Raw genomic sequence first — 19,955 nt, 5'->3', positions numbered from 1 at the left:
GGGTAAACCATAGAAGAACAGGAGGATGGGCATGGGTTCAGATAATTCCAATGAAAAATTCATGTTTCCGGGATTTGATTTTTCCGCGCTTCCCTTCATGGACATTCTCTGCGGTTTTGATCAGGGTGTGCTCATGACCGATGACAAGGGGATCATGGTCTTTTACAATAAGGTCCAGGCCACCATTGACAAACTGGATCCCGCAGATGTGCTGGGAAAAAAGATCACGGACGTCTACGCGTACAACAGCGATTCCTCCACCTGCATGCGGGTGCTGGAGCACGGCCGGCCCATCATCAACTATGCCCTTTCCTACAGGTCCAGACACACCAATGTGGGCAATACCATCCACAGTGTCTTCCCCTTGTTCAAGGGAAAGAAGATCATGGGATCCATCTGTTTTGTCAAGGATTACAATATCCTGGAACGGACCATCCTTTCCTTTCTCTCTCCCAAGAACAACGAGGAATTTGCCCAGGGCACCCAGTACACCTTTTCCAACATCATCGGCTCGGATCCCGGGTTCGTGGATGCGGTGAAGACCGCCAGGATGGCCGGAAATTCCCCTTCTCCGGTCATGCTCTACGGTGAGACCGGAACCGGAAAGGAGTTGTTTGCCCAGGCCATTCACAATTTTTACTATTCAAAGCAGGGCCAGTATGTGGATATCAACTGCGCGGCCATCCCGGAGAACCTCATTGAGGGCCTCTTGTTCGGCACCTCAAAGGGGGCCTATACCGGGGCGGTTGACCGGGCCGGGCTCTTTGAGCAGGCCAATGGCGGCACTATTTTTCTCGATGAGATCAACTCCATGCCCCTGCCCCTCCAGGGAAAACTGCTCAGGGTCCTCCAGGAGAGAAAGCTGAGAAGGGTGGGATCCCTGGAAACCATCTGTCTGGATGTAAAGATCATCAGCTCCCTGAACCGCTCCCCCCGGGAACTGGTCCGGTCCGGTGAGTTCCGGATGGACCTGTTCTACCGCCTGGGGGTTATCTATATCAAGATTCCGGCCCTGAGGGAACGCATTCTGGACGTTGAGGAACTGGGCCGCCATTTTCTCCAGAGGTACAATGGGATCCTGGGCCGGAAGATCAGCAATATCTCGCCGGAGGTGATTGATTTTTTCTGGAAATATTCCTGGCCCGGCAATGTCAGGGAACTTGAGCACGTCATTGAAAGTGCCGTGAATGTGGCCGGACCCGAAGAAACCCTTCTCAAGCTGGAACATTGTTATCTTGCCAACCTTCTGGGGATTACCCAAGCCTCTTCTTCCCAGAAGACTCGGGATTCTTCCGCACCTGACCGGGCTTTGTCCCATGGGGATATCCAATTTCCCATGGCAGGTTCCATCCCCCCGCTCCGGAGGCCATCCCAAAAGGAAAGGGCAGACCAATGGGGGGCGGATTCTTCCTTTGGCAGGAGCCTGCCTTCTTCACCACCATTCACCAGCCTGGTGCAGACCCGGATCGAACTTGAAAAAAACAGTATTCTTAAGGCCCTGGAAACCAGCATGGGCAATATTGCCATGGCCGCCCGGCTGTTGGGTATGTCCCGGCAGCTTCTGGGGTATAAGATCAAAAAACTGGGTCTGCGGGCTGAATTGAATCTCATTAAAATGAGAAGATCCTCCTAGGACCCAAGGCAATTTTCTTTGCGAAAATGTAAAAATAATTTTGCATGCAAAATTATTTTTACAAAATCCCTCTCTTTTTTATCTGTTTTTGTTTTCCTTTTCCCTTTTCTGATTTCTGTCGCTTCCCTGTCTGAACAATGTTTGCAGCTGCGCCTTGGGGTTTTATCCTACAGGGGCGTTTCCCGGTATGCATATTGCTCTATGATCAGGGAATGGTTAGGGCATCATCAACGATCAACAGAGAGTTAATGAAAAGGAGAGAAAAATTGAGTACTTTGGTTCAAGACAACGTGGATTTTGCGGCAGCCCGTTCCAGTCAGAACGGTTTTTTGGGAAAGTACGATGTCAGTCTGTTTTGGGGGACACTGATCTTATGCTCCGGCATTACCCTGTGGGGGATTATCTGGCCCGACGGATTCTCCAAGGCCATGAGCGGTTCCCAGAGCTGGATCTCCCTTAACTTCGGCTGGTTTTTCATGCTGACCGTCTCCGTTTTTATTATCTTCCTGGCCTGGGCCGGGATGAGCCGATACGGGGCCATTCCCCTGGGGCAGGACGGTGAGGCACCGGAATTTTCTTTTTCATCCTGGATTGCCATGCTTTTTTCCTGCGGCATCGGCATCGGCTTCATCTTCTGGGGGGTGGCCGAACCCCTTTACCATTACATGTCCCCGCCCTATATGGCCACGGGCGCCACACCGGATGCGGCACCCGTGGCCATGCAGATCAGCCTGCTCCACTGGGGAATCCACGGCTGGGTCTGTTACGCCGTGGCCGGTCTGGCCATTGCCTACACCACCTACCGGTTGAAAATGCCCCTTTCCGTGGCCAACTCCCTGGTGGGGATCCTCGGGGATAAGACCGGCTCCCTCTGGGGAAAACTCGTGGATTTTCTGGCGGCATTTGCCACCATAGCCGGTATTTCCACATCCCTGGGCATGGGACTCATGTCCATCCGCTTCGGCATCAACCACGTGTTCGGCGCCCAGCTCGGAACCCCGGGACTGGTGGTGGTCATGCTCTTCCTCATCGCCGGATACACCCTTTCCGCGGTGTCCGGGCTGAACAAAGGTATTAAAATTTTAAGCAATATCAACATGATCCTGGCATTTGGTGTCCTGCTCTTCTTTCTCTTTGCCGGTCCCACAAGGTTTTTACTGAATCTCATGGTGGATTCCGTGGGCGCCTATCTGTCTAATATTGTCTTCATGTCCTTCTGGACGGATCCCATGGCCCAGGCCAGTGACGGGAAATGGATGGGATGGTGGACCATATTCTACTGGTGCTGGTGGATCGCCTGGGGGCCCTTTGTGGGCGGTTTTGTGGCCCGGATTTCCCGGGGCAGGACAATCGCTGAATTTGTCTTCGGCACGATCCTGGTTCCCCTGGTAATCACCATTGTCTGGTTCAATGTGATCGGCGGTTCGGCTCTGTACGCGGAAATGCACGGCATCCTTGAGATGTACAAGGCCATTTCCGCCGATGCCGGTTCCGGTATCTTCACCCTGCTGACCCAGTATCCCCTGGGCAGTCTGGTTTCTTTTGTAGTCTTCTTCAACCTGATCATCTTTCTGGTGACCTCGGCAGATTCCGCCTCCTTTTTCGTGGCCATGATCATCTCCGGCGGCGAACTGGAACCTTCCACCCCGATAAAGCTGATCTTCGGTGGACTTATCGGATCCATCACCGTTGTCCTGCTGATCACCGGGGGGCTCAAAGCTTTGCAGACCGCCTCAATCGTTGCGGCACTTCCCTTTGCCTTTGTCATGCTGGGCATGGTTGCCTCCATGCTGGTGCTGCTGAAAAAAGAAAAAGTAAAATAAGGCAGGGGAATTGAGTATGTCAAACCGTAAACTTCTGTCGGCCTCGTCCGCCATCCTTGAAAAAGCCGGAGAGCTGGGAGCCTCCCTGGCAGGATTTGCCGGTGTCGAGGATCTTCGATCGGCTCCCGGCTTTACCCTGGCCCCTCAGCTGCCCGGTGTGGACGAGGGGGTCGGTACCCGGGACAACACCACCGGCATGGGACCCGGCCGGGTGCAATGGCCGGAAAACGCCAGATCCGTTCTTGTTATTGGCCTGGAGCATCCAAAGGAAAAGCCGGAGATGGACTGGTGGTTCGGCCGGATATCCCCCCCGGGCAATAAACTTCTCATGGGGATAATCAGAGAGCTGTGCCGGTGGACCCTGGAGACCCTGGAGATTAACGTATTTCACTTCCCCTACCATATTGAAAAAGGGGGAATTTATCTGAAAGATGCAGCGGTTCTGGCGGGTTTAGGATGTATCGGCCGGAACAATCTGCTGATCACGCCCCGGTACGGGCCCAGGGTCCGGCTCAGGGCCATGGCCCTGGATGTGCCCATGCCCTCCACCGGGCCCATGGGCTTTGACCCCTGCAGGATCTGCGATGACCTCTGCCGGAGGGCCTGTCCCAGGAAGGCCTATGAAGAGACCCTTTATACACCGGAAGCTTATGGTCAGTCCATCCTGCCGGGAAGGGACGGTACTTACGCCCGCCCGGTCTGCGGCCGGCAGATGCAAAAAAATATCGACTCTGCAAAAGAGGAAAAGGCAGATGGGTTTGATGCCCCCGTTAAAATTATCCGGTACTGCAGAAACTGCGAGCTCGCCTGCCCCGTGGGCAGGACCTGAACCGGATATCTAAGAATAAATTAAAACTTCAACAGATGCCGTTCTCCGGTCAGGGTCTGCCCGGGAAGCGGCATCTCTTTTACAGGGAGGGCACGGGTTTGGATATTTCACGACCTGTCAATCGGGTTCATGTTCCGTCCAAGATGTTGTAATTATATACGATAAATCTGCCGATCTTAACTCCCCACGAAATGCCCGGGCCAAATAAAAGTTTCGGCCGGGTTTGCGATCTGTTCCCGGCCGGGGTGTGCGGATTTATATTTCGTCGCTCAAAAAGCCCTTTTATTCCCAGATTTGAATTGTTTTCGCCAGGGAAATATTGTACTATTTTTTCGCATATGCATTTCAGTAGGAATCGTGCTTTAAGTTTAGCTTAACTGCGAACCGTAAAAAGGCTAGGAACATGTCTGAACAACCTCACCGCCGGAAATTGGAAAAAGATCTTCAGGGCCCAGAACCGGTAGAAGCAGAACCTGACACCCCAACCGCGCCAAAGGAAAACGAAAGCCGGTACAGGACACTTCTCCGGAATATTCAGGCTGCCGTTGTCGTTCACGATACAGACACCCGGGTCATCGCCAGTAACCCCAAGGTCCAGGAAGTATTAGGGCTGACCGAGGACCAGTTGCTGGGGAAAGTCTCTTCTGATCCCCATTGGAGATTTCTGGACGAAGAGGGTGAAATCCTCCCGGTTGAACTTTATCCGGCCAACCAGGTAATTGAGACCCGGCAACCGCTCAAAGACTTTACAATTGGGGTGTCCCGCCCGGACAGAACCGGCACCATGTGGTTTGTGGCGAGCGGAAATCCGGTATTTGATGACCGGGGCGAAATATTAGAGGTCATCATCACCTTCATGGATATCACGGATTATAAGATGGCGGAAGAGGAAAGGGGCCGACTGGAGCAGCGCCTGATCCAGACCCAGAAACTGGAAGCCATCGGAACCCTTGCCGGGGGAATCGCCCATGATTTTAATAATATCCTTTCCGGAATTTTCGGGTATGCCCATCTGGCAGATCTGAACCTTGACCAGCCGGAAAAGGCCAAGGCAAATCTGGCCCAGATCGTCAAAGGTGCCCAGAGAGCGGCAGGGCTGGTCCATCAGATTCTCACCTACAGCCGACAGACCGAATATGAAAAGCGCGGCCTAAAGCTGTTTGTGGTGGTCAAGGAATCCCTTAAGCTCCTTCGATCCACTATCCCGGCCACCATTGAAATCAAACAGGAAGTCGTGTCAAAGGCCGAAGTCCTGGCAGATCCAACCCAGATTCACCAGGTGATCATGAACCTTTGTACCAATGCCTACCAGGCCATGCGTGACACCGGAGGGGAGTTAAAGGTCGGATTGAACGAGGTGCAGGTTTCCCCGGAAACTCCCCTGGCATACCCGGGAATCCCGTCCGGGAAATACCTTGTGCTTGAGGTCGGCGATACCGGCGTCGGCATGGACCGGAAAACCCTTGAAAAGATATTTGATCCCTATTTCACCACCAAGGAGGTCGGCGAAGGAACCGGTCTGGGCCTGTCAACGGTGTTCGGCATCATTGAAGAGCACCAGGGATATATCCGGGTAAAAAGCAACCCGGGAAAGGGCTCAATCTTTAAGGTTTTTTTCCCCATCATGGAGCCGGACCCGGAGGGAGAGGATTCAATACAAACCGATATCCTGGCCGGCGGGACCGAACAGATCATGATTGTGGATGATGAAACCGCCATCCTGGATTCCTGCCGGGAGCTTCTGGAGGATTTCGGATACCGGGTCTTCACATTTGAGGCAGGAGATCAGGCCCTGGAGGCTTTTGAAAAAGATCCTAGATCCTTTGACCTGATCATTACCGACATGACCATGCCCGGGATGACCGGGGTGGATCTTTCCAAAAAAATCCTGGAGATCCGGAAGAGCATGCCCATCATCCTCTGTACCGGTTACAGCGACCTTGTATCCGAAGACCAGGCCCTGGCCCTGGGGATAAGGAAATACCTTCCCAAACCGGCCAGCGGCCGTACCATTATCCAATCGGTCCGCCAGGTGCTGGACCAGGGCTTGAATCCGGAAGAGGGAGGTTTCGCCCATGGCCGCGGAAGTTGAATGGACCATTATGGAAAATCAGAAGGAATCCCCATGAATTCGATATTGAATCTGCAGTCATCCCACAGGTCTGTCCGTAAGTTCAAGGACAGGCCCGTTGAAGAATCCCTGTTCCGGGAACTGGTTAAAACCGCCCAGTGCGCCGCAACTTCCCACCATGTCCAGGCCTATGTCGTTATCAGGGTGAAGGACGGGGAAACAAGAAAGCAGATTGCAGATCTGGCCGGTCCCCAGCCCTGGGTGGAGCAGGCCCCTGTTTTTCTGATTTTCTGTGCCGACCTGACCCGGCTGGAATCCGTCTGTCTGGGCCAAGGCCTTGAACCGGAAACCGCCTGGGCAGAACAGTTCATCGTGGCCACCGTGGATACGGCTATCCTGGCCCAGAACCTCATGATTGCCGCGGAATCCCAGGGGCTCGGCGGAGTATTTATCGGGGGCATCCGGAATGATCCGGCCAGGATCTGTGAGCTTTTGGAAATTCCCCGGCTTGCCTATCCGGTTTTCGGGATGTGCCTGGGATACCCGGATCACCAACCCGACATCAAACCCCGGCTGCCCCTTGACCTTGTGCTCAGGGAGGACCGGTTTTACGGCTCCGGAGAGAGCCGGGTTGAAAAAGATCTTGCCCGGTACGACCGGACCATGCGGGAGTACTATCTGAGCCGGGACAGCAATATCAAGGACCAGACCTGGCAGGGTCAGATGGCCGATTTCATGAGCCGGGTCATCCGTCCCCACATGAAATCCTTTCTGGAAGAGAGGGGATTTTTTCTTAAATAAGGGACCGGTGCTCCACAAATAAAAAGCCTCCGGCATGGCCGGAGGCTTTTTGGGTTTAAATTTCCCTGGGTATCTGTTCCCGGATTTTTTTCTTTAGGGAAAAAATCCAATCCTCTTCCCGGGGTTAATAGACAAACTGGCCCACTGTCTGATTCAGTTCCTCTGCCAGTTTGTTGAGTCCTGAAGCACTGGTATTGATCTGGGCTCCGTTCTTTGTCATCTCCTTTGCGGCCTGGTTCACCTCGGTAATGGCTGAGGCGATCTCATCGGCCACGGTTGAACTCTGGGTAACGTTCTGGGTGACCTCTCCAAGACCCTGGGCTGCCTGGGTCACGTTGGCCGAAATCTCCCTGGTGGTAACAGACTGCTCCTCCACGGCTGCGGCAACGGTATCGATCATCTCATTTACGCTGGTGATATCCTTGCTGATGGCCTGTATCTCGGAAACGGTCAGACCCGTTGAACTCTGGATATTCTCAATTTTTCCCTTGATTTCCAGTGTGGCCCGGGCCGTCTGCATGGCCAGTTCCTTGATTTCGCCGGCAACAACGGCAAATCCCTTGCCGGCGCTTCCGGCCCGGGCCGCCTCAATGGTTGCGTTCAGGGCGAGAAGGTTGGTCTGCTCCGAGATATCATTTATGGTCTCGATCACCCGGCTGATTTCCTGGGCCGAGGAATTGAGAAGCATGATGTTTTCAGAGGCCTTCTTGGCCCTGGCCACGGTTTGGCCACTGGTTTCCCTTGTCTTTCCCGTATTCTGGGCAATTTCATTGATGGTTGAGGTCATCTCCTCGGCAGCCGAGGAGACCATGTTTATATTTGACGAAGATTGCTCGACAGCCGCAGCCACCGAGGACATATTGGAACTCATCTCCTCTGCAGCTGCCGCCACGGAGTTGGATTTCTCCGACATCCTGTCTGTTTCCTCGGCCATTTTCCGGGAGATATCCAGAAGTCCGCCGGAAGAGGTCCCAAGCCTTTCGGAACACCCGGCAATATCGGAAATAATTCCCTGGATTTTTTCAACAAAAGAGTTGAACCATTTGGCCAGGAGACCCACTTCGTCTTGGCTTTTAATATCGAGCCGCTTGGTCAGGTCTCCCTCTCCCTGGGCCGCGTCTTTGAGCCCTTCAACAACAAGGGTGATCAGCCGGGAGATGAATCCGGCGATGATAAAAATAATCACTGCCGCAACCACAACCACCACGGCGGAGATGATCAGGCTGGTCCGGCCCAGGCTTTTCACCGGGGCCATGATCTCCGAGTTCAGCGCAGCCACGACAATGGTCCAGCCCAGCCTTTCGTTTGTCCGGAAGGCCACCATCTTGTCCTCTCCCTCAAACCGGTACATGAGTTGTCCGTTTTTTTGGGTCATCATCTGCTTGCCGAACTCTGTTTTTCCAAGATCCAGGGTCAGTATGTTCGACTTCACCGGGTGGAAGATGGTCATGCCCCTTTTGTCTATCAGAAAGGAGTACCCTTCCTGGCCCACTTTGACGGGAGCAATGAATTTTTGGGCATAATTACTGATGTCAAACAGGCCGATCAAAACGCCTGAAACAATGTCCTTCTTTTTTACAGGGGAGGATATGACGAAAAAAGGAACCCCGGTTTCGGGATTTTTCATCACCTCCGACACGCTCTGGCTTCCTCTCAGCGACTCCTGGAAGCTTTTCCATCCGGAGATGTCCAGCTTGTCCACCAGATCCGGATTGGAGGCGGCCACGATCTTTCCCGAACTGTCTGCAAGGCAGATATCATCGTAGTGCTGATAGTCCTTTTTCAGTTCCTCCAGCATGGCATTGGCCGAGTTTCGGGCTGCTTTGCCGACAAAACCTTTTTTCAGGGAGGAGACAAAGATCTTCTGCTTGCTCCAGTTCTGAATGTCAAAGGTCCGGTCCGTAAGCCATGTGTCAAGGGAGCTAGCCGCAGAGCCTGCAAACTGGCCCACCTGGCTGGTGATCGAGTCCTGAAGCGCTGCTTTTGCCTTGAAATAGGCTGCCATCACGGTCAGCCCCATCCCCAGGATGACGATAATCAGGGTGGGAATGATAAACTTGTTTTTTATGGATAATTTCATGATTCCATTTTTCCCCCGGCTACTCGATTATTTTTCCTGCAGATTCCAGGATCTCAAAGGGAATTTCCAGGTCCAGTGCGCCGGCGATTCTTGCGTTGATAATAAGCTCGCCCTCTTTGTTCTGGGCAATGGGGATAGTGGAGGCCGGGGTGCCGGAAAGAATCTTCACTGCGGCATCGCCTGCCCATTGTCCCTGCTCCCGGGCAATCTTGGCAAAGGTGATCAGGGCGTAGGGAGCCATGAAGTCATAGGATGCGCCGGTGGGTTTAATGGTATTGGATTCAACAAAGGATTTCATTTCATCGGCATGGTCTTTGTAAAGTCCGCCGTCGGTGTCGAGGTATACGATGTCCGCCTGTTCCTGCATCTGCTTGAAGCCCTTTTTCCAGTCTTCAAAATCCTTTGCAAAATAGGTGGCCACCTGTAATCCAAACGTTTTCTTAAGATTGTCCACCTCTTTTCTCGAGGTGAGCATATCCGGTCCAAGGAAGCCGATTTTCTCTCCTTCGGCAAAGGGTTTTAGCTGTTCAATCAACTGGGGCATGGGGGTGACTTCAACCATTCCGGTTGCGTTTTTATAGGGATAGCCGTAAACGCCTCCATCCCAGTTGACCCCGCAGAAAACAACGGGGAGGTCCGCGTTCTTATAGAAAGGCATGATAAGGAATTTGGAGGCATTGTCATCGGCTGCAATGACCACATCCGGCTTGAACTCTTCGATGAGGGCTTTTGCCTTTAATGCCGCCTGGGTCTTGAATTCGTCGCTTCCGTTTCTTTTCGTATCCATTCTGAAGATTTTCAGATTGGCCCCGGTTGAGGAAACCACATCCTTAATCCCCTGGGTAATACCGTCGCTCCATGCATATCCTTCATGATAAGAGTCAACAAACAGGATTTTTTTACCACCCAGGTCTGCTGCCCAGGATATCGGTGAAACAAGGGTAATCAGGAAAAGTCCCGCTATAATAAGAATTGCTTTTTTCATGTTCAGAATCTCCTTCAATTTCAAAATCAGTCAACGTACAGCATCCGGTCAGGTTCGAGTCTGGCCATATCGAAATGAACTATTCATTTCGCAATAATTCCTAATCGATTTTATCAAAGAGTAAAGCACTATGCAATAAAAAAACTAAATTTATTTCAATAAGTTCCCATATTTTCTGTTTATAGAATCCCTCACTTTTTTTTGCGGCAGGGTCGTGGAAAGCAAGTTTTAATAAATGGTCTGGGTTTTTTACCAGATATATGACCCGGATGATCATGGCGGGTTGTAATGAATTTCGTCTTGAGTTTTACCCGGGTGAAAGAATTGATTTGTTCTTAAAATTATCAAGATCGTGCGACGATGACAGGCCTGGCGGCTTTAAGTGGGCGAGGGTTCCCGGGAGGATTGCCTGGGCCTTTGTTTGAAAAAGGAATCGCCCAACCCCAGGGGGCGTCCGGAAAAAGCGATCTTCATGGGAGGAAATCCAGGCTTTTTGGCCTGAAAATCAATCCACTCGGGGTTCAGGGCTCTTTTTTTGAAATAAAATATTGAACCAGGATCTTGTCTTTCTTTTCGGTCTTGAACACGGCCGGATCTGACATCAGGGTTACGGAGATGGTCCCGGTTTCAGCCAGGTTGTCCAGGGGAATTTTTTCCGTGAAAACCGTGGCCATGTCATTCAAGGCCAGTTCCCTTCCGATGACTTTTACCCTGGGCGGAATCGTCCGGGTTTCCCTCATGATGAGCCCCTCCGGCAGTTTTCCGGTCCATTGGGGCTGGATCGGCAGTTCTTTTTCCATGAGGGCATCCAGGGTGACATCCACTTTGGGAGGGTCGATTTTTTTCAGCTGAATCCCGGGGGGGAGGGTGATGTTTCCCTGGGAGACAAACAGGGTGTTTGTGCCGATTTTAGCGTCCGCCAGGCTGAGCTTGACATTGATCTGTTCCGTCTTCAGTGAATTGATCAGGGGCCTGGCCCCGCTGATCAGAAGCTTGACATTGGAAACCGATACGGCAGTGATGTCCATTTCCGGGTAAGGATTCATGAACTCTATGGGCACCTCGTGGGTGGCCAGGGTTTCCATGCCTTTGGAAAAACTGAACCAGAGCCCCGTGGTGGAGGAGAGGCAGATAGCAGCCGCCAGTATCAGTTCCAGAGTCTGGTGGCGGAGCCCTTTTTTCCCCGTGTCCCCGCCGGCATGCTCCTGAAGAACCTTTTCAAGATCTGCGTTTTTATTAATGGTGTGGATTTCACCCTCTTTGGCCAGGGAGACCTTTCCCCGTTCTTCTGAAACAACGATCACCAGGGCATCGGTGAGCTGGCTCAGGCCCAGGGCGGCCCGGTGCCGGGTTCCAAAGAAAGAGGAAAGATCCTTTTCCTGGGAAAGGGGAAGGATCACCCCGGACCGGGTAATCCGGTTCCCCTGGATAATGGCGGCACCGTCGTGGAGGGGATTGTCCGGCCAGAAAATGCTCACCAGCATTTCCCGGGACAGGGCGGCATTCACGGAGATTCCCCCCTGTACAATGCTTTCCAGGCCCTGTTTCAGGGGCAGTACGATCAAAGCCCCGATCTTTTTTTCAGCCAGTTCATTGACGCTTTCCACGATCATGCCCAGGGGGGTGTTTAACTGGTGCCTGGGAATTCCCCATAAAAAAGATTTCATGTCCCGGGTCTGGACCACACTGGAAATTTCATTTCTGAAGACAATGATGATGATGAAAAAGGCGGCTGTAATCACCCCCTGCATGGCCCAGTTGGTGATGACCAGCCCCATGGACTGGGCACTGCGGCTGAGGACCCAGAGAACAAAGACGCCCAGGAGTACGCGGAACACATGGGTTCCCCGGAAAAGCACATAGAGCCTGAACAGAATATAGGCGTTCAACAGGATATCAAAGGCATCCTGCCAGCGGAATCCGGGAAGGGAGGTGAGTAGCTGGTCCATGGCCATATCAGTCCGCCATGCCGAATCTCAGGGTTTTCAATATCCTGTCGTCCTCGTCCCGGATCTCCACCCGCCAGGGACCCTTATCCGCATCCCGGATCTGTATCCTGGAAAAGGAGGACCATTTGGGAGGGGAAAGGGTCAGGCGCATGGTAAAGATGAGTTTGTCCCGTTTAAACCATTTATGAAAGATATTGGTTTTTTCACGGACCGGATCAAATTCCGAAAAGCAGAACACCTCTCCCTGGGATATGGAAAAGACCACAGCCGGATGAACCGGCTGAAAATTTTCAATGGATTCACAGATCACGGCCCGGACCAGTTCCATTTTGGGCTCCTGCTGCTGGGCCCAGGCCCGGGAAGACCCAAACGCCAGTCCCGCGCATAATATGAAGATCTTTGCCCATCCGGCTGAAGTGAACGTTTTCATGGGGACCAGTATAGCGGCTCGGCTTTTATTTTCAAGGGAAAAACCCGGGCCTCTGCTTGCTTTTTCCCTGTTCATGCAGATATTATTGGAGATCAGGCCCCTACCCAACAGGGAAAAAGGAATAAGCCATGTCTAAAAGAAAAAAGTTCCCGGACAATGTGGTTCCGGTGGATTTCAGAAGAAAAGAAAAAAAGGGCAAAACCATGAAAGAACTCTATCCCGATGCATTTGCCATGTTCGTGGACACCCGGTCAAAGGATCCGGATGACTTCAGCCGGGCGGTTCTGGATGCCTGTAACGAAGGGGAGGACGAAGGCAGGGACCAGGAGAAATAAGCAGACGGGTATGGATTGAATATGGGGTGCCGGAGAACCTGGGTTTCGGTTCCATTGGGATTGATTCGATTCCGGTCACCAGTTTTCTATGTTGATTTCATAAAAAGAGGGACCTTTGCCTCTGTCAAAAGATCTGGATATCTCTCTGATCCGGCATCTGGAAAGAGATTGGGAAAGTGTTTTAGAGGTCTTCCCCGTAAAAATTCTGGTTCGGGATTCCATGTGCCTTGAAACCGTAACCTCCGGCAGAGGTTCCTTTATAGAGGATCTTTCCAACAATCTTTTCTTATCTTCCATGAGATTTTTATTCAGGCTCTCCATCTCTTCAACGGAGACCTGTTTCTCGGAGACGATTAAAGAGATTTCATCCTGGCGCTCAAATCCCAGGTCTATTTTATCTTCTGCTTTTTTTGCCTTTTGGGATAATTCCTGAATCTGATCTGTGACTTCCTTGGAAGCAGACCGGTTTTCCCGGATTTTCAAGCCCTTTTTCTTTTCTTCGAGATCGATGATCTCAAGCTGGGACCGGTCCTGGATATGGGCGTTTTTCGAAATAAGTGCATGAAGCTCCTGATTTTCATTTTCCAGCTGCAAAATCTCATCGGTCAACTGCCTGATCTTTTCCTTGGCCAGAGCCAGCCTGGATTCAATTTTTTCCACGAGAAGATTGGTATGCTCATCCACACCAACGGTGAGGATTGACGGCTGGGAGGATTTGTTCCCGATGGTTCCTCCCCGGATCCCCATTTTGGCAGAGATCCTGGAATTTAAAATCAGGCCTTTTTCGTTAACACAGGCTCCGCTCAAATAGATTTCAGAATCAATAATTTCCTTTTGTACAATCACGTCTCCAAAGGCGTAGATCTTTGAATTGCGGATGAATTTGGCCTGAACGCTTCCCCTTACGTTTACGAGTCTGGTATCAATAATGCCCATGGAAACGTTCAGATCCCCGGATACATCGATTTCACCCCCGGAGATTTCCTTGGCCGTCAATGAGGTGCATTTGACCTTAAAGCCCTGTTTGACCGATCCGGTGATAACCACGTTTCCGTCAAATTCTATGTTTCCGGTCTCAAATCCGATGTCCCCTTGAATTTGATATTCGGTGCAGACCGAAACAATACCCATGGGATCCAGATGGGGCTGTCCGCTGATCAAGGAATAAATCTTGTCTCCCTCGTCGGAAATCCGGGTCCCGGCACCGGATGAAAACCCCCAGTCAACCGGTTCTTCAACGGGGATTTTTTCACCTCCCACGCTTATGCCGACCCTTCCTTCTTCCGGATATACTTTCGACGCCAGCAGTTCATCCTCTCCGACATGGGGGGTGTCTCCCCTGTCCCTGAAATCGATACTGCCGTCCGGGTTTATTTTTCCGGCATGGAGAAAATCAATGGGGAAATAATAGTCGATCCTGGCATTTTTGGGCGGCCTGGGCTCATTGCCGTGGGCAATGAGAAAGGGCTCCTTTTTCCGGTCCTCATCGTATAGCCAGGCCTCAATCAGATGATCGGGTTTTACCCCGAAGATTATTCTATGGATTTCAAGAAACCGTTTGACATGGAAAAGAGCCAGAGTATCCGGTGCATCCGATTCCAAGCTAATATGGGCCTTGATTTTGTCGTCTGAAAGCCGAAGGCTGAAATATTTACTGAAATCGCGTAATCTTACGTCTTCATAAATTTTAGTACTCTGAACTTCTTTGTAATCGATGAGTTTTAAAAAAAGGGCGAGAGCCTGCCCGGGGAGGGGCTGATACTCACGGGTATCGGGTGCGTCGGCAAGGAGGGTTTCCCATGGGAGAGAAGGCAGGGAAAAACCATGTTTGGTTAAGATGATTTTAAGAACCTGGTTTATCTGTTCTTTGATGTCCAAAAAGGCCTTGTCAAAACCCATGGGATTAAAATGGACGTTCTTTTTATGCAAAATATCTTTTAAGCCGATGTTTTCATCAAAAGCAGCCAGGCCAAATGCCGACTTGAAACGGGACTCTAATATCCTGATTTCTTTTTCCTGCTTATCTGATTGGGCTGAATAAAGGGTCTCTTTTTTTTTAAAGCTCTCCGCGATCTGGTGAAGCTGGTCATTTTGACGCTGGGTGGTTGTCTGTAATTTTTGCAATTTTCGGATGGTTTCATAATGACTGCATCTCAGCTTCACTTGGTAGAAGAGTTCTTCATCGGTAAAGGGCAGGGGCATGCAGGCATGAATGTCCGCCGAGTTAATGGCATGGACAAAAAGCTGGAAATCCGATTGGCCGGCGATCAGGATTCTTTGTGTATCCGGGGCGATCTCTTTTGCCTTTTCAAGGGTTTTATCCCCTTTCATCCGATGGTGCATATAAACGGCGATGATCAGGGAATACGGTGTTTGTTTGGACTTGATAAGTTTTTCAAAGGCCTGGGATGGTTCATGGACGCAATCGACCCGATATCCCCGATCACACAGATATTTAATCTTTTGTTTAAGGGTGTCCCCGGAGTCGATAACAAGAATTTTGTGTTCTTTATATCCCGGTTCGATGTTGATAGGGTCCTTTGCCATAATAATTTAAGTTATATATTCGCTTGAGAAGAATCAGGAGCCATGGGATCGTCCCCGGATTTTTCAGGCATGTCAAATCCGCTTTTGGCAGCAAGATCTTGAAATTGAGAGTAAAGCTCGATCATCAGCTCCGCATGAAAAGACTGGATCTTTTCTTTGGACAGGATTTGGTTCTTCGTTAGAAAAGCTTCAATTTTACTGATAAAATTTTCGTTTTTAACACCCTGGGTTAATTTCGTTTTCAACTCTTTAATCTTCCTGTCCTTCTGGTGGATGTCTTTTTTATGGTTGTCAGCCCGTTGTTTCAATTCCATGTTCAAATGGTAGAGTTTTTTATTCTGTTTTTTGGCAAGGACAAATAATTGCCGGCTTTCCACAATCAGTTCATGATATTCAAATCCTGATCTGATCATCTGTTCCAGGGCGTTATTGTCCCATGGCTTTGTGATAAACCTGTGAACCGCACCCTTATTTACCGCATCGACAACCACATGGATGTCGGCATAGCCTGTGATGAGAAAACGGACCGTTTCAGGGGCGATCTCTTTTGCCTGTTCCAGAAAGACCGAGCCTTCCATTTCAGGCATTCTCTGATCAGAGAGGATCAAAGAGAAAGGCCGGCCGGTTTTGTCCAATCTTTCCAGCGCAGCCCTGCCCGAGTTTACATAAACGGGCTCAGCACCCATTCGTTTGATCAAACGGGCAATGGCGCGTCCCACTTGTTCTTCATCATCGACGATCAATACGGTATGATTGTATTTTTCAACCATGGGTCTCCTGTGGAAAATACCTTGGCTGGATAGGAACAATTTCAGTTTCGAAGCATATCCCCTGTATTCAAGATAGGTAAGGCTACTGTATTCTTTGAACTTTCTCAAGGGTTTTACCAAAATAAAAGTGTGGATTAAAAATAGAAAATAAGAATTGAATCTATATATGAATTTGCATATAGTAGAGGGTATAAATCAGGAAAAGTCGTTTCAGCACAGTTCCCAATCAGGTTCGTCAATATCATTCATCGCCGAGGCAGATTTTGATGTAAAGGAGTTGTTTCTTTTAGGGGAGATCATATGGAAAATAAAACCAAGGCCCGCATTCTGGTTGTTGATCCGGATGCACCTGACATTGATTTTTTAAAAAAAATCCTTGAAAAGAATGAGTATCTGGTTGATACCGCTTCAGCCGGTGATGATCTGTTTCAAATTATCAAACAAAAACGCTTAGACCTGATTTTTTGGAATGCGAAATCCTCCGGGACAGAAGGATTTGCCATCTGCAAAGATCTGAAAGCGGATCATGGAATCAAAAAAATTCCCGTTATCTTTTTGTCTGATATTGCCGATGCCGCTAAAAAGGCACAGGCTTTTGATTCCGGTGGCCTTGATTTTTTGGTCACCCCCATGGAGGCCAACGAGATCCGGGTGAAGGTGCGAACGTATCTTGATCTGAGTCATCTGCAGAAAGGGGGTGAAGAACAAGCATCCCTGTTGCATGTCCAGGCTGAAAAAATCAGGAGGCTGGAAATACGGCAACAGAGTCTGAGAGAAAGATTAAAATCCTTAACCCAGCACGTTCCCGTGGGCATTGTGCTCACCTCGCCCGGGGGCAGAATAATGGATGCCAATCCTGCATTTTTCAATCTTGTCGGCCTTTTTTCCCTGGAAGATATTCCAGAACCCTTGATTCAAAATTTTTATTATAATCAGGAAGACCGGAAAAAGGTTCTTGCGAAGATTGACGCCGGGGGGGCAGAAAATTTGGAGGTGCGCTTTCAAAAAAAAGACGGAACTCCCATCTGGGTTTCCATTTCTTCCGTACTCCAGGAAAGCAGGGAGGACGGGATTTATTATCTCAGCTCGATTCAGGATATTACGGAAAGAAAAAACATGGAGGAAGAAAAGGCCAACCTTCTGATTCAACTGATTCAAACGGATAAGCTGGCCTCCATCGGCCAGCTGGCTGCAGGCGTTGCCCATGAAATCAACAATCCGGTCGGCTTCGTTGGCAGTAATTTAAACTCTCTGGATTCCTATTTATCCGATTTGAAAGAGTTGATCGAACGCAACGAAAAATTGAATGATACCATTGGGGATGATGAAATTTCCAAGGCTTCACTCCAATTAAAAAATGAGATCAAAGAGTTTTCCAAAACCATAGAACTGGACTTTCTCTTAAAGGACATTGAAGAGTTGATGGCCGATTGCAAGGATGGATTAAGCCGCATAGAAAATATCGTCCTGAACCTCAAGGATTTTGCCCATCCCGGGAAAAAAGATCCCGAGCTTGTGGATGTCAATATCGGAATCGCGTCGACGCTAAATGTCATCAACAACGAATTAAAGTATAAGGCCAGGGTTTTTACACATTATTCGGATGTTCCCCTGATTATGGCCGTGCCCCAGCAGATCAACCAGGTGTTCTTAAATATCCTGGTAAATGCGGCCCAGTCCATAGAAAAGAAAGGCGAAATTACCATAAAGACCGGTCAGGTAAACAAGGATGTCGTCATTGAAATTTCCGACACAGGGTGCGGAATTCCCAAAGAGAACCTCAATAAGATATTTGATCCTTTTTTCACCACAAAAGAGGTGGGAAAAGGAACCGGGCTTGGCATGAATATCGCCTATAACATCATTGAGCAGCACAAAGGGTCCATTGGGGTGGAAAGTCAAATGGATAAAGGAAGCAAATTTATTATCAGACTTCCTGTTTTTGAAAACAGAGAATAAAGCCCTGGTTGGCAAAACGGCCGGTAAGGGAAGAGAGGCTGATGAAATAGGGATGGTTTTTGATTTTTTGATGGACCCTCATATGATCCGTCCTTGATTCAAAGACCGGAGAAACCTTTTGGAGGAAATCCGTGGAGAAAAAGTCTTTCATGGATTTTCCGACCTTCAGGGGTTGATCCTTAAGCATCAGTTCTTTGGCCAGACGGTTGATCAGAATAATGGTCTGGTCCGAACTCACGCCCACCACCGGTACCGGGAGTCCTTCAAAAATATTCCGGGTAAGCTCAAGGGCCTGATTCTGAAGTTCAAGTTCCCTTGTCCGCTTTGCTATGATTTTTTCAAGGTTTTGATTGATCTGCTCAAGTTCCTGATTCTTTTTTCTAACGGTAGCCGTCAAGGAACGGTTCGATTGGATGAGGTCGTGTTGTTCAAGGGATTTTTTTATCTCGAGTTTAAGATTATCATCATTCCAGGGCTTTAAAAGAAATTTATATATATTGCCCTGGTTGACGGATTCTTTGATGGACTCAATATCTGTATAGCCGGTCAATAGAATCCGAATCGTATCCGGATAGGTGATTTTGACTTTGGTCAGGAAGGTTATGCCCGACATCCCCGGCATGCGATGATCGGCAATGACCAGATGGATGTCGCGGGTTTTTAATATTTCCAGTCCTTCTTCTCCGCTTAAAGCGATCAGCAATTCATAATTTTCTCTTCTCAGAAGTCTTTTAATGGAGGAGAGAATATGCTTTTCATCGTCCACACATAGAACAGAATGTTTTTGGGTCTCCAAGCTTTCACCTGTGCTTATTTTTCCAGAAACAGTTTCCGGGCCTCATTGATCAGTTGTTCTACCTCTGGAAACCATTTTGAAGAGGATTCTATCCACGGTTGCATTCTTTCCCGGGCTTTTTTATCAAAGTATCGGTAAGCAATTGTTCCCGGCCGGGTATTGTTGTTTAAAAAATCAACATAATAGCTGTTGATAATCCCGTCCGCCGTATTGACAATCAGGCTGTCTTCATAGGTTGAAGAGCCGATCTGCATGCTGTGATGTGAATATATGGTATTGGCCAGATGCGTGGGGATATCCCATTTCTGGGAAATATAATAACCGATTTCATGGTGACCGCCGGGCATTGCTTTCTCTTCGGCTTCACGAAAAAGGAGGTCTTCTTTTTTGGCCAGATCAAGGATCTTCTTAAAATCATCGGTAAAATAATAGGCCAGGATCAGTTTTCCCATGTCGTGGAGAAGGCCGGCAACAAAACATTTTTCAGGATCCCCGATTCGGTTCTTATCGGCCAGGTATTTGCTTAAGACGGCCACACCAACGGAATGGTTCCAGAAATCCTTGATTTTGAAAATATCGCAGGGATTCTTAGAAGAGATACGGTTCAGCGTGTTAAATGTTGAAAGGGAGATGACAATGTTCCGGATGGCGTCCAATCCCAGAATGATGGCGGCTTCATTTGTGTTGGAGATTTTTTCCCTGAATCCGAAAAATGCCGAATTTACCAATCGAAGCATTTTAAAAACAATGGCCTGGTCCTTTTCAATGACAGCGCTCAGGGAATCAATGGTGGTATAGGGATTATCAAGCATCTGATTGACTTTTGCGACAATCACCGGTAGGGAAGGCAGATCTTTGATATTTTGGAATTTTTTCAGGAACTTCTTTTTTTCTTCATCCGTTGAAGAGGCTTTTAACTTTTGTGTTCCGGAATTCAAAATACGATT

At 49.5% G+C, this 19,955-nt stretch carries 15 protein-coding genes; 7 read left to right on the top strand and 8 right to left on the bottom strand.

Features of this window, described 5'->3' with window-relative positions; genetic code table 11:
• Positions 1 to 31: 31 nt before the first annotated feature.
• The 5 genes from F608_RS0103590 to nfsA all read left to right on the top strand — a co-directional run bounded on the left by F608_RS0103590 (position 32) and on the right by nfsA (position 7,157).
• The gene (locus F608_RS0103590) at positions 32 to 1,633 is read left to right on the top strand and encodes a sigma-54 interaction domain-containing protein (protein ID WP_022664246.1); all 1,602 of its coding nucleotides are present in this window, start codon (positions 32 to 34) and stop codon (positions 1,631 to 1,633) included.
• Positions 1,634 to 1,899: 266 nt separating this feature from the next.
• Positions 1,900 to 3,456: a BCCT family transporter gene (locus F608_RS0103585; RefSeq protein WP_244154237.1), complete on the top strand. Its 1,557-nt coding sequence runs from the start codon at positions 1,900 to 1,902 to the stop codon at positions 3,454 to 3,456.
• A 16-nt stretch (positions 3,457 to 3,472) separates the two neighbouring features.
• Positions 3,473 to 4,285 (top strand): hypothetical protein, encoded by an 813-nt coding sequence (locus F608_RS0103580; RefSeq protein ID WP_022664244.1) that lies wholly within the window; start codon positions 3,473 to 3,475, stop codon positions 4,283 to 4,285.
• Positions 4,286 to 4,688: 403 nt separating this feature from the next.
• Positions 4,689 to 6,377, top strand: coding sequence for a hybrid sensor histidine kinase/response regulator (locus F608_RS30570; RefSeq protein ID WP_022664243.1), 1,689 nt, complete (start codon positions 4,689 to 4,691; stop codon positions 6,375 to 6,377).
• A gap of 33 nt (positions 6,378 to 6,410) precedes the next feature.
• Positions 6,411 to 7,157 carry an oxygen-insensitive NADPH nitroreductase gene (nfsA, locus tag F608_RS0103570; protein ID WP_027362435.1) on the top strand — a complete coding sequence of 249 codons (747 nt, stop codon included), beginning with the start codon at positions 6,411 to 6,413 and terminating at the stop codon, positions 7,155 to 7,157.
• A gap of 124 nt (positions 7,158 to 7,281) precedes the next feature.
• Here nfsA and F608_RS34345 read toward each other — a convergent pair whose 3' ends face one another.
• From F608_RS34345 to F608_RS0103540, 4 genes are all read right to left on the bottom strand, one after another.
• On the bottom strand, positions 7,282 to 9,237 hold the full coding sequence (locus tag F608_RS34345) for a methyl-accepting chemotaxis protein (protein WP_022664241.1): 1,956 nt from the start codon (positions 9,235 to 9,237) through the stop codon (positions 7,282 to 7,284).
• Between the two features lie 19 nt (positions 9,238 to 9,256).
• Complete coding sequence (locus tag F608_RS0103560) at positions 9,257 to 10,222, bottom strand: ABC transporter substrate-binding protein (protein WP_022664240.1); 966 nt, start codon at positions 10,220 to 10,222, stop codon at positions 9,257 to 9,259.
• Between the two features lie 521 nt (positions 10,223 to 10,743).
• Positions 10,744 to 12,171: a diadenylate cyclase CdaA gene (gene cdaA / locus F608_RS0103545; RefSeq protein WP_033398213.1), complete on the bottom strand. Its 1,428-nt coding sequence runs from the start codon at positions 12,169 to 12,171 to the stop codon at positions 10,744 to 10,746.
• 7 nt (positions 12,172 to 12,178) lie between these two features.
• Complete coding sequence (locus F608_RS0103540; protein WP_022664236.1) at positions 12,179 to 12,499, bottom strand: DUF2914 domain-containing protein; 321 nt, start codon at positions 12,497 to 12,499, stop codon at positions 12,179 to 12,181.
• A 230-nt stretch (positions 12,500 to 12,729) separates the two neighbouring features.
• On the opposite strand from F608_RS0103540, the gene F608_RS0103535 reads away from it, so the two are divergent.
• Positions 12,730 to 12,936 (top strand): hypothetical protein, encoded by a 207-nt coding sequence (locus tag F608_RS0103535; RefSeq protein ID WP_022664234.1) that lies wholly within the window; start codon positions 12,730 to 12,732, stop codon positions 12,934 to 12,936.
• A 75-nt stretch (positions 12,937 to 13,011) separates the two neighbouring features.
• Here the strand turns inward: F608_RS0103535 and F608_RS0103530 are convergent, their stop codons facing one another.
• Together F608_RS0103530 and F608_RS30555 are read right to left on the bottom strand one after the other, a co-directional pair.
• Positions 13,012 to 15,483, bottom strand: coding sequence for a FapA family protein (locus F608_RS0103530; protein ID WP_022664233.1), 2,472 nt, complete (start codon positions 15,481 to 15,483; stop codon positions 13,012 to 13,014).
• Positions 15,484 to 15,494: 11 nt separating this feature from the next.
• Positions 15,495 to 16,253 (bottom strand): response regulator, encoded by a 759-nt coding sequence (locus F608_RS30555; RefSeq protein WP_022664232.1) that lies wholly within the window; start codon positions 16,251 to 16,253, stop codon positions 15,495 to 15,497.
• Positions 16,254 to 16,553: 300 nt separating this feature from the next.
• Here F608_RS30555 and F608_RS30550 point away from each other — a divergent pair, with 300 nt between their 5' ends.
• On the top strand, positions 16,554 to 18,212 hold the full coding sequence (locus F608_RS30550; RefSeq protein ID WP_022664231.1) for an ATP-binding protein: 1,659 nt from the start codon (positions 16,554 to 16,556) through the stop codon (positions 18,210 to 18,212).
• On the opposite strand, the gene F608_RS30545 is transcribed toward F608_RS30550, so the two are convergent.
• Together F608_RS30545 and F608_RS0103510 are read right to left on the bottom strand one after the other, a co-directional pair.
• Entirely contained in the window at positions 18,181 to 19,008 is an 828-nt protein-coding gene (locus tag F608_RS30545; protein ID WP_022664230.1) for a response regulator, read from the bottom strand. The genes F608_RS30550 and F608_RS30545 overlap by 32 nt on opposite strands.
• 14 nt (positions 19,009 to 19,022) lie before the next feature.
• Positions 19,023 to 19,946 carry an HDOD domain-containing protein gene (locus F608_RS0103510; protein WP_022664229.1) on the bottom strand — a complete coding sequence of 308 codons (924 nt, stop codon included), beginning with the start codon at positions 19,944 to 19,946 and terminating at the stop codon, positions 19,023 to 19,025.
• Between the last annotated feature and the right edge of the window lie 9 nt (positions 19,947 to 19,955).

The sequence above is a fragment of the Desulfospira joergensenii DSM 10085 genome (assembly GCF_000420085.1).
Classification (GTDB): Bacteria; Desulfobacterota; Desulfobacteria; order Desulfobacterales; family Desulfobacteraceae; genus Desulfospira; species Desulfospira joergensenii.
Note: the sequence above shows the minus strand (reverse complement) of the source record. Positions and strands in the feature narration are given on the sequence as shown.

Coding starts and splice junctions, on each gene's coding strand:
- cdaA (WP_033398213.1), bottom strand. CDS start 12,171: ATGGACCAGCTACTCACCTCCCTTCCCGGATTCCGCTGGCAGGATGCC.
- F608_RS30555 (WP_022664232.1), bottom strand. CDS start 16,253: ATGGTTGAAAAATACAATCATACCGTATTGATCGTCGATGATGAAGAA.
- F608_RS0103540 (WP_022664236.1), bottom strand. CDS start 12,499: ATGGAACTGGTCCGGGCCGTGATCTGTGAATCCATTGAAAATTTTCAG.
- nfsA (WP_027362435.1), top strand. CDS start 6,411: ATGAATTCGATATTGAATCTGCAGTCATCCCACAGGTCTGTCCGTAAG.
- F608_RS0103530 (WP_022664233.1), bottom strand. CDS start 15,483: ATGGCAAAGGACCCTATCAACATCGAACCGGGATATAAAGAACACAAA.
- F608_RS30570 (WP_022664243.1), top strand. CDS start 4,689: ATGTCTGAACAACCTCACCGCCGGAAATTGGAAAAAGATCTTCAGGGC.
- F608_RS0103535 (WP_022664234.1), top strand. CDS start 12,730: ATGTCTAAAAGAAAAAAGTTCCCGGACAATGTGGTTCCGGTGGATTTC.
- F608_RS0103580 (WP_022664244.1), top strand. CDS start 3,473: ATGTCAAACCGTAAACTTCTGTCGGCCTCGTCCGCCATCCTTGAAAAA.
- F608_RS34345 (WP_022664241.1), bottom strand. CDS start 9,237: ATGAAATTATCCATAAAAAACAAGTTTATCATTCCCACCCTGATTATC.
- F608_RS0103560 (WP_022664240.1), bottom strand. CDS start 10,222: ATGAAAAAAGCAATTCTTATTATAGCGGGACTTTTCCTGATTACCCTT.
- F608_RS30550 (WP_022664231.1), top strand. CDS start 16,554: ATGGAAAATAAAACCAAGGCCCGCATTCTGGTTGTTGATCCGGATGCA.
- F608_RS0103590 (WP_022664246.1), top strand. CDS start 32: ATGGGTTCAGATAATTCCAATGAAAAATTCATGTTTCCGGGATTTGAT.